14 protein-coding genes and 2 pseudogenes are annotated in these 12,505 nt (G+C 37.9%); 9 read left to right on the forward strand and 7 right to left on the reverse strand.

What is annotated here, in order from left to right:
• Positions 1-17: 17 nt before the first annotated feature.
• Positions 18-365, forward strand: a pseudogene (locus L950_RS21075) (16S rRNA (guanine(527)-N(7))-methyltransferase RsmG); the annotation flags it as partial.
• 100 nt (positions 366-465) lie between these two features.
• Here the strand turns inward: L950_RS21075 and L950_RS21080 are convergent.
• Both L950_RS21080 and L950_RS21090 read right to left on the reverse strand, forming a co-directional pair.
• On the reverse strand, positions 466-720 hold the full coding sequence (locus tag L950_RS21080; protein WP_021188505.1) for a hypothetical protein: 255 nt from the start codon (positions 718-720) through the stop codon (positions 466-468).
• A gap of 340 nt (positions 721-1,060) precedes the next feature.
• Positions 1,061-1,291 (reverse strand): hypothetical protein, encoded by a 231-nt coding sequence (locus L950_RS21090; protein ID WP_021188507.1) that lies wholly within the window; start codon positions 1,289-1,291, stop codon positions 1,061-1,063.
• A 154-nt stretch (positions 1,292-1,445) separates the two neighbouring features.
• On the opposite strand from L950_RS21090, the gene dprA reads away from it, so the two are divergent.
• The 4 genes and pseudogenes from dprA (at position 1,446) to L950_RS21105 (ending at position 4,264) form a co-directional block, all read left to right on the forward strand.
• The gene (gene dprA / locus L950_RS21095; RefSeq protein ID WP_021188508.1) at positions 1,446-2,537 is read left to right on the forward strand and encodes a DNA-processing protein DprA; all 1,092 of its coding nucleotides are present in this window, start codon (positions 1,446-1,448) and stop codon (positions 2,535-2,537) included.
• 24 nt (positions 2,538-2,561) lie between these two features.
• Positions 2,562-2,789, forward strand: a complete 228-nt coding sequence (locus L950_RS36835) for a hypothetical protein (protein ID WP_316930722.1) — start codon at positions 2,562-2,564, stop codon at positions 2,787-2,789.
• An 8-nt stretch (positions 2,790-2,797) separates the two neighbouring features.
• Positions 2,798-4,044: pseudogene (locus L950_RS21100) on the forward strand (MFS transporter).
• Complete coding sequence (locus L950_RS21105; RefSeq protein ID WP_021188509.1) at positions 4,037-4,264, forward strand: DUF6814 family protein; 228 nt, start codon at positions 4,037-4,039, stop codon at positions 4,262-4,264. The pseudogene L950_RS21100 and the gene L950_RS21105 overlap by 8 nt, the downstream one beginning before the upstream one ends.
• 8 nt (positions 4,265-4,272) lie before the next feature.
• On the opposite strand, the gene L950_RS28915 is transcribed toward L950_RS21105, so the two are convergent.
• Positions 4,273-4,443: a hypothetical protein gene (locus tag L950_RS28915; RefSeq protein ID WP_021188510.1), complete on the reverse strand. Its 171-nt coding sequence runs from the start codon at positions 4,441-4,443 to the stop codon at positions 4,273-4,275.
• 120 nt (positions 4,444-4,563) lie between these two features.
• Between L950_RS28915 and accD the strand changes: the two genes are divergently transcribed.
• Complete coding sequence (gene accD / locus L950_RS21110) at positions 4,564-5,406, forward strand: acetyl-CoA carboxylase, carboxyltransferase subunit beta (protein WP_021188511.1); 843 nt, start codon at positions 4,564-4,566, stop codon at positions 5,404-5,406.
• A 64-nt stretch (positions 5,407-5,470) separates the two neighbouring features.
• On the opposite strand, the gene L950_RS21115 is transcribed toward accD, so the two are convergent.
• Positions 5,471-5,812 carry a hypothetical protein gene (locus tag L950_RS21115; protein ID WP_021188512.1) on the reverse strand — a complete coding sequence of 114 codons (342 nt, stop codon included), beginning with the start codon at positions 5,810-5,812 and terminating at the stop codon, positions 5,471-5,473.
• 199 nt (positions 5,813-6,011) lie between these two features.
• Between L950_RS21115 and L950_RS21120 the strand changes: the two genes are divergently transcribed.
• Positions 6,012-6,347 (forward strand): MerR family transcriptional regulator, encoded by a 336-nt coding sequence (locus L950_RS21120; protein ID WP_021188513.1) that lies wholly within the window; start codon positions 6,012-6,014, stop codon positions 6,345-6,347.
• 4 nt (positions 6,348-6,351) lie between these two features.
• On the opposite strand, the gene L950_RS21125 is transcribed toward L950_RS21120, so the two are convergent.
• The gene (locus L950_RS21125) at positions 6,352-6,846 is read right to left on the reverse strand and encodes a metallophosphoesterase family protein (RefSeq protein ID WP_021188514.1); all 495 of its coding nucleotides are present in this window, start codon (positions 6,844-6,846) and stop codon (positions 6,352-6,354) included.
• Position 6,847: 1 nt separating this feature from the next.
• Complete coding sequence (locus L950_RS21130; RefSeq protein WP_021188515.1) at positions 6,848-7,555, reverse strand: tRNA1(Val) (adenine(37)-N6)-methyltransferase; 708 nt, start codon at positions 7,553-7,555, stop codon at positions 6,848-6,850.
• A gap of 97 nt (positions 7,556-7,652) precedes the next feature.
• Between L950_RS21130 and L950_RS21135 the strand changes: the two genes are divergently transcribed.
• Positions 7,653-8,831 (forward strand): hypothetical protein, encoded by a 1,179-nt coding sequence (locus L950_RS21135; RefSeq protein WP_021188516.1) that lies wholly within the window; start codon positions 7,653-7,655, stop codon positions 8,829-8,831.
• On the opposite strand, the gene mutS is transcribed toward L950_RS21135, so the two are convergent.
• Positions 8,828-11,437, reverse strand: a complete 2,610-nt coding sequence (gene mutS, locus L950_RS21140) for a DNA mismatch repair protein MutS (protein WP_021188517.1) — start codon at positions 11,435-11,437, stop codon at positions 8,828-8,830. The two genes, L950_RS21135 and mutS, sit on opposite strands and share 4 nt — an antisense overlap.
• 307 nt (positions 11,438-11,744) lie before the next feature.
• On the opposite strand from mutS, the gene mtgA reads away from it, so the two are divergent.
• Positions 11,745-12,422: a monofunctional biosynthetic peptidoglycan transglycosylase gene (mtgA, locus tag L950_RS21145; RefSeq protein ID WP_021188518.1), complete on the forward strand. Its 678-nt coding sequence runs from the start codon at positions 11,745-11,747 to the stop codon at positions 12,420-12,422.
• Positions 12,423-12,505 lie beyond the last annotated feature (83 nt).

A 12,505-nucleotide genomic window follows, 5' to 3' on the forward strand; every position in this document is an offset into this window, starting at 1 on the left:
TCCTGAAGTAAATTTCATTAGTAGATTCGATCCGGAAAAAAATTAAGATTGTTCGCGAAGTTGCGTCTGCTTTAGGACTTGAGAATGTTGAAGCAGATCACATCCGTGCAGAACAATTGGACGACAATTATGATTTTGTTGTATCACGTGCTGTAACACGATTAGCAGATTTTGCTCCTTGGATCCGCAATAAATTCCTTAAACAGGATAAAAATGGAATTCCTAACGGTATCTTATATCTAAAAGGTGGTGATCTTAAAGAAGAAATTAAAGAGTCACGACTGAAAGCTGAGCTGCACCCACTATCCGATTATTTTAAAGAAGATTTCTTTGAAACGAAATATGTCGTTTATGTTCCGATGTAATTTAGGGATTTAAGATTTCTAATTTAGGGAGACTCAGACGTTGATGAATGATTTCGAAAGAATCGAGGTAGTTTTTTAAACTGTGCTGTACATAAGCGATCTAATCGTAATGGTCTGCCTTGCGCAACCATTTGGAGGTAGGTTCATAATAAGCCCGAAATTTAACCAAAGAGTCTCCCGTCAAAGGAGTGTAAGCTTCCGTTAACGCAGTCCATTGTGCTAAGACTTTGTCTTGTTCGAACTCCCGCTCGAATAGTCTTTGAAGTCTCCGAGAAGCACGGCCCTTCTTACTCAAAAGATTATACAACTTATTGAGATTAACGGCAAGACCGCCCTGATGTGGTAAGGTCACCATATTTTTGGTATCTCCCCAAAAGTATATGGACTTATATGTAACCTGCTTTCGGCCATTTTCTCTTCCGCCGTTAATTTTTCCCCAACTATTAGCGCAGTATCCAGTATGTTGGTATCCTGATTAATTATTTTTTTATTCCGAAGAGTGGTATCTTGATAGGAAAAAACAAAATGAGCCGATGAAGATTTGGCCCGGCTAAAAAATAAAAGCAGACAGATAGACAGCAAAAAAAATAAGCGACCTGGATTCATTTCTTTATAATTAGTTATTTAAAAATAATAACAAAAGAAATACGAACGACGATTTTAACTTTGTTTAACTGTCTATCTATCTTGAATTATTAACCCAATTCTTCTATAATTTTTTTGCCAATCGCATTAATCTCTTCGTCCATACCAAACATTGGTAAACCAGTCTCGGGATTGGTTTTCAACCACAGATTCTCTGTATCTTTAATAATCTGTACATATTCTACCCCTTCTTTAAAAATCACATAAGTATCTTCCTCTTCTGGGAATACCGAGTAAACAATATCTTCAATTTCTATATCAAACGGTTCTTTCATTTCCATAGTCATATATTTTTATTTCAAACAAAGATACAAGCTATCTCATAATTCTCTAAAATATGAAAGTAAAATTCTTTTCTAATCATTTTTCACATCAAAAGTAAAACTGTTTAAGCCTGAATTTCAGTAAAATATTATTATCTTTAAATAACCGAATATGAACTTTTACCATCAAATAGCACTTACCAAAATTAAGGGGGTAGGACCTAAAACTGCGCGAGCTTTGCTTACGCACTGCGGTTCTGTGCAAGAAATCTTAGAGACAAATGCCAGCACTTTAGCAAAAATTCCAGGAGTAAACAGTCGAACAGCTAATGAAATCGCGTCGAAAAACTATCAGGAAGCAACCGAAAAAGAAATGGCATTTGTTGAAAAACACCAGATAAAAGTTTTATGGATAGATAATTCGGATTATCCTCAGAAATTGAGAAATTGTGAGGATGCACCACTGGTTTTATATTACAAAGGGAATGCCGACCTCAATAAAGAACGTATGGTCAGCATTGTCGGAACGAGAAATGCCACCAGCTATGGTCGCAAAATATGCAATACGCTCATTGAACAGATGCAGCCTCTTGATACCACAATTGTGAGTGGACTGGCCTATGGCATCGATATCATGGCTCACAAAAATGCTTTACTGCATCGGATACCAACAGTGGGTGTATTAGGACATGGACTAGACCGGATTTATCCGGCGGCTCATAGAGAAACAGCGTCAGCAATGCTTCAACAGGGTGGATTACTAACCGAATTTCCTTCAGATAGTAATCTTGACCGACAAAATTTCCCTATGCGAAATCGCATTATAGCAGGCATGTCTGATGTAACGATTGTCATAGAGGCGGCCACAAAGGGAGGCGCGCTCATTACTGCAGAAATAGCAAATAGCTATAACCGCGATGTATGCGCATTCCCGGGAGCAATAGATCAGCCTTATTCGGCAGGTTGTAATTATTTAATTAAAACCAACCGCGCACATCTAATAAGGGATGCGAAAGATCTTTGCTACCTAATGAACTGGGAAACTCCAGAAAAGCAAACAGGTATACAGCTCCCACTCCTACCTGCTGAGTTAGATAAAGATCAGTTGCACCTCTATCTCTTTCTCCAGGGTAAACAGCAAGTGGGTATTGACGACATCACGCGTTACTGTAACTGGCCACAAAGTAAACTTGCGATGATTTTACTCGAAATGGAGATGAATGGTCATATCACCTCTTTACCTGGAAAAATGTATAAAATTTAAACCTAAACAACCTTATAAATCTAAATGAAAGAAAATACAAATACCAAAACTATTTGGAAAGTAATCGGTGCGTCCTCCATGGGAACACTGATTGAATGGTATGACTTTTTTATCTTCGGAAGTTTATCCATCGTCATTTCAACCAAATTTTTCCCTGCGGACAATCCGACTGCGGCTTTCCTTTCTACCTTAGCCACATTTGCTGCTGGTTTTGTTGTCAGACCATTCGGTGCACTTTTTTTGGTAGATTAGGAGACCTTATCGGAAGAAAATACACATTTATGGTTACACTGTTGCTCATGGGAGGTGCCACTTTCTTGATCGGTTGTATACCCAGCTATGAGAGCATTGGCTTTCTTGCCCCTTTACTGGTACTGATCTTACGTTTATTGCAAGGGCTGGCACTTGGTGGTGAATATGGTGGAGCGGCAACTTATGTGGCAGAACATGCCCCTGAAGGTCAACGTGGCTATTGGACATCTTGGATACAGACGACAGCAACGTTCGGTTTATTTATCTCTTTGGTTGTTATACTCGTAACAAAATACATCTTGACCGAAGAACAATTTGACGCCTGGGGATGGCGTGTTCCATTTATTCTATCCATATTGATGGTCTATGTGTCTTACCTCATCCGTAAAAACATGAGTGAATCGCCCGAATTTGCAAAGCGAAAGAAGAGGGTACAACAAGCAAAAATCCTTTAAAAGAAAGCTTTGGAAACCGGTATAACTTAAAATTTGTGTTGCTTGCTTTATTTGGCGCAGCTATGGGACAAGGAGTCGTATGGTATACGGGACAATTCTATTCCATGAGTTACATGAAAACCGTGATGCACCTCAATTCCGACGAAGCAGATATGATCTTAGGAACAGCATTGCTGATCGGAACACCATTTTTTATTCTTTTCGGCTGGTTAAGTGACAAAGTGGGTCGTAAATGGATTATGCTATTGGGTATGTTATTGGCACTTTGTACCTATAGACCTATATACAAAGCGATGTACCAGCTAGCAGATACCAGCACAAAAGAAGTGAGCTCAACCAAAACATTAAAATTGGCCGATAACAAGCTTCAAACGATTATTCAGTATACTGATGGAACACGTTCTCAACAAATAAGCCACGATCAATCGAGCGAACATGAAACGCTCATTAAAAAAACGGTAACTGTGCATGGTAGTAACCGCATAGGTTTGACAGCATTGATATTTATTCAGATCATATACATCACCATGGTGTATGGGCCAATCGCAGCATTTCTGGTGGAAATGTTTCCGGTTAAAATTCGTTACACATCCATGTCCTTACCTTACCATGTCGGTAATGGCATTTTCGGAGGCTTATTGCCCGCAATTTCGACTTACCTGACAACAAATGCACAGATTGCTCAGGATCCTGAATTTTATTTGGCAGGACTCTGGTATCCGATCATTATTGCGGCTGTATGTTTCATAATCGGATCGTTGTATATTAAAAATAAACCTAATCACCTCAACAATGGATAAGCTAAAAAAAATATTAGGGATTCTTTGGATTGCACTAGCCCTATTCACTGCATACTTTTGTCTTTTTGAACTCGCAATTCCTAAAATAATGATCGGACATCAAGAAGATTTAGTATTCGGAATCATTATTATGTTCATTTTAACACCAATTATCTCACTTGGTCTAGGTCTTTTTGGGTATTATTCGCTCTGTGGCGAGTATGGAAAAGACAAGACTTAAAATTATTCTTATTGACTATCAGCGAAGTAAGCACTAATAGCAAAATATCTTTCTTTAGAAGGATTTTTTTCTACTTTTGTGACGGGTAAGTCTTTTACGACCAGCTCCCATTGACTCCCCCAGGTTGGGAACAAAGCAAGGTATTTGGTTGAGCGGTGCGATAAAAGGAGCTTACCCATTTTTATGCCCAAATTTCGGGTCAGCTTCCTTTCACAAATCGTAAATACACAGCAATTTTAAGGAATACTTCTACTAAACAAAATAATTTTGTTTATTTGTAACTGAATTAGAACTATCGTATGAGTTGGTTTAAAAGAGATAAAGCCGGAATTAACACGGCAACAGAAAATAAAAAAGAGGCGCCAGACGGATTGTGGAACAAATGTCCATCATGTAAAAAACCGTTGTTGAACCTTGAACAAATCGAAAACAATTACGTTTGTCAATACTGTGGATACCACCTTAGAATTGGTTCTGCAGCTTATTTTTCAATCATTTTTGATAATAACGAGTTTACTGAATTATTCCCGACATTAAGCTCAGGTGACCCGATCAATTTCTTCGATTCAAAACCTTATACAGAACGCTTAAAAGAAAGTCAGGCTAAAACAGGTCTGGTTGATGCTATTCGTTCTGGCCATGGTAAGATCGATGGACAGGAACTGGTTATCGCTTGTATGGACTTTAACTTCATCGGAGGTTCAATGGGTTCTGTAGTAGGTGAGAAAATTGCACGTTCCATCGATTACTGTATCGAACATAACATTCCTTTTATGTTGATCTCCAAATCAGGTGGAGCCCGTATGATGGAGGCTGCATTCTCATTGATGCAAATGGCAAAAACAGCGGCAAAATTAGCCCTATTAGCTAAAGCAAAATTGCCTTATGTGTGTTTGCTTACAGATCCAACGACAGGAGGTGTTACCGCTTCTTACGCCATGTTAGGAGATATCAATATTGCTGAACCAGGAGCTTTAATCGGTTTCGCAGGTCCACGTGTTATCAAAGAAACAATCAAAAAAGATCTTCCTAAAGGATTCCAGACTTCAGAATTTATTTTAGAGCACGGTTTCCTGGATTTTATCGTAGACAGAAGACAATTAAAAGAAAAAGTATCAACATACTTGAGATTGATTAAATAATAATCGGTCCCTAAAATATCTTCGGTGGAACACCGAAAAATAAGAGCTCCTACTATTGGAGCTCTTATTTTTTTAGATACTTTAGAAAAGCCCAAAATCTCCGCTTGGACAAATAATCAAAATCAGCCTCATTCGAATAAGCCTCCCGCTCGTAAGATATATTCAGATAAGCTTGATGGAAATTTCTGTACTGCAGATAACGAAATAAAAATTCAATAAGATAACTGATATAAAAGAATATGATGAGTAATTCCACCGCCTGCCTCATATGTATCTGCTCGTGATTGATCAATTGACGGTTATCTTTAAATATACGCTTCTTTAGAAAAATAAAAGGATAAATAGTAATGGCATCAGCCTTTCCCCATGAAAATACTTTTGTCCAAAACCGACTAACCAAAATCATATCTTTTCAAATTAAATCCAATTCTATAAATTACTACGAATCAAGATAGATAATTTTTATTATCTATCTTACATTGTATATTTCCTCTATAAAATAATTCTTGATGGTAGAGGAGAGAACGATAAATTTGTTTTATATTAGGTGCAACGATATTCAACAAATTTATCTAAGTTTGTTATATAAAAATTAACAGATTAGTATGCCTTACAAAGAGCGCGAAATTAATAAATTGTATTACACGATGGGTGAAGTGACAACCATGTTTGATGTCAACGCCTCCCAAATTCGTTTCTACGAGCGTGAATTTGATATTATTCAACCAAAAAAGAATAAAAAAGGAAATCGTCTATTTACCCAAGATGATATTGCTAATTTAAAAATCATCTTCAATCTTGTTAAAGATAAAGGTTATACCCTTCAAGGTGCACGTGAATATCTGCGTACAAATAAATCTGAAGCTAAAGAAAATCAGCGTGTCGTCGATTCTTTAGAAAAATTAAAGAGCTTTTTATTGGAAGTACGCGACAGCTTATAGCGAGCTACCTTCCTGCAAGTTCAATAATTTCTAAATTTTCAATTTTACTGCCATTAATTTCAAAGCGCATAAGTGTTCTCACTTTGTGCCAGCCCTGTTTTCCCGCAGCCCCTGGATTTAGATGCAGGCATTTTAACTTCTGATCATACATCACCTTCAAGATATGCGAGTGCCCCGTAATAAAAAGCTGGGGAGGATGAGCTGTTATTTCCTTCTTTATCCGTGGTGCATACTTACCGGGATACCCGCCGATATGTGTCAGCCAAACGTCTACACCTTCACATTTGAATCTCAGATCTTCGGGAAAACGATGACGTAGTCCTTGATCATCGATATTGCCATAAACTCCACGTAAAGGTTTAAAACCTTCCAGTTGGTCAGCAATTTCGGCATTCCCAAAGTCACCAATATGCCAGATTTCATCACAGTTTTCAAAGTGCTTAAACACCGACTCGTCCAGATAAGCATGTGTATCTGATATCAATCCAATTCTTGTCATACTAAAAAGCTAAAAAATAAGGTCGCAAAGCGGTCTTATACATTTCTGAATAAACACCTTTCGCTTCATAAATTATAAAATCAGAAACTGTTGAAACTCCACGATAAGCTTTCTGAAAAACAATAATCTTACGGATGATGGCATCAGCTTCGAAAGATCGGATCTGAATATCCTCTTTTAAACATAAATCCAAGGTTTCCGCAATCTCCTTCAGTTCATCGGCCAATAGTTTTGGAACGATCAAAGCCAATTGCCCATCTACCTGTAGTTTGTCTGCGGCGAAGGTCAACAGCTCGTTGAAAAACTGAAGATCGGTATGTCTGGCCAACTTCTTCCTTGCATCGGGATTATGCAACGAATCGGTATAAAATGGCGGGTTAGAAATAATAAAATCAAAAGAACCTGTATCAGTAAAATCTTGAAATGAACAAGCGTGCATCACCATTCGGTCTCCAAAATTGGAGTTTCTAAAATTTATTGCTGCCCGCTTCGCGGCTGCAGGGTCAATTTCCACAGCGATCACTTCACTATCCGCACAGCGCTGTGCTAACATAAGCGCAATCACACCTGTACCTGTACCAATATCTAATATACGTTCCGAGGATTCAACATGAACGAGTGAAGCTAATAACACAGCATCGGTATTAATTTTCATCGCACAATCAGATTGATCAACGGCAAACTCTTTAAACTGAAATATAGAAGCCATTGTCACAAAGATAATTCTTTTAAAACCGTTGCACTATTTGATCTTTACAATATTTGAATAAATTTTTATTACTTTAGGTCAATAAAAACAAATACGTATGAATCGATATATTTCTGTTATTCTCTTCAGTATTATCACCCTATTCACGATCATTCCTTCATCCTTTGCACAAGATAAATGCGAAATAACGATCAACAGCTCGCTTGACCCCTTGACTAAGATATTAAATGCAAACCAGTACGATAAATTAGCACCGATCTTAGTTCAGATAGAACAAAGCTGTGGGACTATAGAACTTGTTCAGCGAATCAAAATAGTACATTTGATCATCGCTAAACAAAGTAGTGGCAATGCCATCGAGCGCTATTTAGACAATGGTTTTGATGAACAATTACTGAACCGCTTTCGTGATGCTGCAAGAGAGGATTTTGCCTATCAGTATGAATCTAATAAACAGCAGTATAATTATGTTCCACTGAGACATCCGATCGACCAGCTCATTAAAACACGTGCAAAAGCTTTATTGCAGTCTCAATCCTATACGCTTTCCGATGCAGAAATTGACATCTTAAATCTTTTTTCGAACGAAGAGTTATTGCGTAACCAGGCATCATCTGTAAAACAAACGGTACCTGAAAAACAAGAGCATGCAGTAAAAGAGGAACAGGAGGAGACATTAGCTTTAGCAGATTATTACAATAAGTCTAAGATAGGTTTTCTTCCGTATATAGGTGTATATGGTCCTTTAGGTGGAAAAAAAACCACATTTGGACCTAATCTTTCTCTTGGTTTTACTATTATGAGCTCGCTCCAAAAGTCATTTATATTTGAAGGAGGATTTAAGGTCCGTATCAATAGCAACGATAAAAATTTTGACTACAATTATTACGATCAGAGCGAATCTGTGAATTCCAATTTCGGTTTATTTTTTGGCGGAGCTGTCGGTTACAAAATCTATGATAACACCAAATATATTGTCATTCCTAAACTTAATATCGGAATAGATATGGTCGACACAGGAATATCTGAAGACATCTATACAGATGGTTATTACGATGGCTATGGCGATTATATATCCGGCGGAAATTCCACAAAATTACATACTGTGAATACTATGCACTTGGGACTTAGTATGGCAGGAATGCGTCAGATTAAGGGAAAAAATTATATAGGAATAGAAGCTGGATATCATTATACCCCATACCAGTGGGATCATAATCTGCTCAGCAACATCTACAACCACTACGGAAGTATCGAATTATTTTTCAGATTCTAATTTTTCAATAACCGCTGGATCTCATCCAATTTCATAAGCGCTTCCACAGGAGTCAGCGTATTCACATCCAAATTATTCAGCATATCACGGATTTTTTCAAGGACGGGATCATCAATCGAAAACATCTGTAATTGATAGGCTTGCTTTTGGATTTTGCGCATACTATCTTTAATCTGTTCGCCACCAGTCCGCTCCTGCTCTAATCTTTTTAAGATTTCATTTGCACGGGATAGTAATTTTGGTGGCATACCTGCTAATTTAGCTACGTGGATACCAAAGCTATGTTCTGAGCCTCCTGGAACTAACTTACGTAAGAATATAACCTTATTGTTCATCTCCTTAACCGTCACATTATAATTCTTGATGCGGGGCATGGAATTGGTCAATTCATTCAATTCATGATAATGAGTAGCAAACAATGTTTTGGCCTTAGCTGCAGGATGGTTGTGAAGAAATTCAGCGATAGCCCAAGCGATAGAGATACCATCATAAGTGCTTGTTCCTCGACCAATTTCATCCAATAAAATTAAACTCCGGTCAGAGAGGTTATTCATGATACTGGCCGTTTCATTCATTTCAACCATAAATGTTGATTCACCGGACGATAAATTATCAGATGCTCCTACCCGGGTAAAGATTTTATCCACAAGACCTATCTTTGCTTCCTTTACAGGAACAAAAGAACCGATCTGAGCCATGAGTACAATTAATGCCGTTTGGCGCAAGAGCGCCGACTTACCGGCCATGTTGGGACCAGTGATGATGATAATCTGCTGCGTGGTATTATCCAAGTAAACATCATTCGTGATATAATCTTCACCAATGGCCATTTTCTTTTCGATAACGGGGTGACGACCACCTTTAATATCTAATGCTTTACTTTCTGATATCTCGGGCTGAACATAATAATTCTTTTCTGCGATAACAGCAAAGTTCAAAAGCACATCTAATTTCGCCAGTAACTGGGCATTCAATTGAATCGGTTTAATAAAAGCCGCAATAGCAATTAACAATTCGGCATAAAGACGATTCTCAATGACCTGAATTTTTTCCTCAGCACCTAAAATCTGATCTTCATATTCTTTTAGCTCCTCGGTGATGTAGCGTTCGGCATTCACCAAAGTCTGCTTTCTAATCCATTCTGTAGGTACCTTATCACGGTGTGTATTGGTAACTTCTAAGTAATAGCCAAAAACATTATTAAAAGCAATCTTAAGGGAAGGGATACCAGTTGCCTCTGCTTCTCTCTTTTGGATTTCGATTAAATAATCTTTTCCTCCGAAAGCGATCTTACGTAAACGGTCCAATTCATCGTCCACACCATCAGCAATTACATTTCCTTTATTCAAGGCAACAGGAGGTTCTGCGAAAACTTCTTTTTCAATCTTATCACGAATGATACGACAGACATCCAGCTGATCAGCAATGGCTCGAAGGGCTTCAGAATTTTCTTGATTTGTTAGCTCCTTTAATTTTTCAACAGCATATAAGGCACGTTTCAACTGTACAATTTCGCGGGGTGAAGCTTTCTGAAGACCAATTTTAGAAATAAGCCGCTCAAGATCGCCTACATACTTAATCTCTTGAATCAAGGCATCACGCAAATCTTTATGCTCAGAAAAGTAAGCAACCACATCGAGACGCTCTTGAATTGATTTACGATCTTTCAATGGCATTACAATCCAACGTTTTAATAAACGCGCCCCCATGGGAGAAGCAGTTTGGTCCAAAACATCCGATAAAGTCGTCGCATTTTCATTTGCAGATCCGATCAGTTCGAGATTACGAACTGTAAAACGATCTAACCACATGTAACGATCTTCTTCAATACGCGAAATATTAGAAATATGCTGCAGATTGCGGTGTTCTGTTTCATTCAGATAATGTAAGGCAACACCGGCAGCAACCATCCCAATAGGCATCCGGTCGATACCAAAACCTTTCATCGAATTAACTTCGAAATGTTTCAATAAGTGCTCTGTTGCGTAATCTCCAGTATAAGGCCATTCGTCTAGCGTATATGTATAATACTGACTACCGAATAGCTCCAAAAATTCTTTGGATTGCTTACGCGACATGATGACTTCAGTAGGTTTAAATCCCTGCAAAAGTTTGTCAATATAAGACTGCGTACCCTGAGCGACTAAAAACTCACCGGTAGAAATATCTAAGAAAGAAATTCCGATCTGCGTTTTCTCAATATAAATTGAGGCTAAATAATTGTTCGACTTCTGTTGGACAATATTATCATTATAAGAAACGCCAGGAGTCACCAATTCTGTCACTCCGCGTTTAACGATGGTTTTGGTTTGCTTAGGATCTTCCAATTGGTCACAGATGGCTACACGCTGACCTGCACGGACAAGTTTTGGCAAATAAGTCTCCAGAGAATGATGCGGAAAACCTGCCAGAGCAGTTTCCGATTCGGTTCCATTTCCTCTCTTTGTTTGTACGATCCCTAAAATACTGGCGGCCTTAATGGCATCTTCACCAAATGTTTCATAAAAATCACCTACACGGAACAACAATAATGCACCTGGATATTTCACCTTGATCGCATTGTACTGCTGCATTAATGGGGTTACCTTTTTTTCTGCCTTTGCCAATTGGATTTCGTTTATTGATAATAAGCCGTAAAAATAACATAATCTACCTGATTAGACAAACGATCTCGTAGAATATGAAAAACTTAATTCCCTTTTCGCCTTAAATCATTTTTCAATATGCATACATACCGAAGAATATCCAATACCTCAATCTTAGGCTTGTAAAAACTAACATCTAAAAAAAGCATATCATAAACAATACTGAACATAACAATTGGGCAAAATATTTCGTTCCTTTGCATTGTTTTTCAAAAGATATGGCAATTAAAAGAACGAATCAAGTAAAGAAAAAAAAGGTTCAAACAGGTTGGCAAAAAAAGTTAAAACTTGGTCAATACGTATTGTTGGCGGTTTCTTTGCAATAACTCTATTTTGGGTACTCGCACTTAAACTCATCAATCCACCTATTACCTGGCTCATGATCCAACGTGGATTTGAGTTACAGGCAGCTGATAAAGGATTTAAACTGGAAAAAGATTGGTTAAATTACGATGAGCTCTCGGACAACCTAAAACGTGCTGCGATAGCAGGTGAAGATGCTCATTTCATGACGCACTGGGGTTTTGACACTGAAGCTATTCAAAAAGCTATAGAGAAAAATAAAGATGGAAAAAAATTACGTGGGGGAAGTACAATCAGTCAGCAGGTAGCAAAAAATGTATTCCTGTGGCCAAAGCGTTCTTGGCTCAGAAAAGGTTTAGAAACTTACTTTACTGTTTTAATCGAAACATTCTGGAGTAAAAGAAGAATTCTGGAAGTCTATCTCAATGTTATTGAAATGGGGCAAGGTGTTTATGGAGCAGAAGCTGCATCCCAGTATTACTTCAAAAAATCAGGATCTACATTATCAAAGAAACAAGCCGCACTGATCATTGCAATCCTGCCCAATCCAAGACAGTGGGATGCCCGAAATCCATCAGCTTATGTGAATCGTAGAGCAAATAGTATTGTTCGTTACATGGATCATTACCAAATACCAGAATAGCAAAAATATGATGAGGTTATAATAAAGAAGCGATGATTGATCAAATCATCGCTTCTTTTATTATCTACCAACACTCGTTTACT

It is taken from the genome of Sphingobacterium sp. IITKGP-BTPF85 (assembly GCF_001006065.1).
GTDB classification, from domain to species: domain Bacteria; phylum Bacteroidota; class Bacteroidia; order Sphingobacteriales; family Sphingobacteriaceae; genus Sphingobacterium; species Sphingobacterium anhuiense.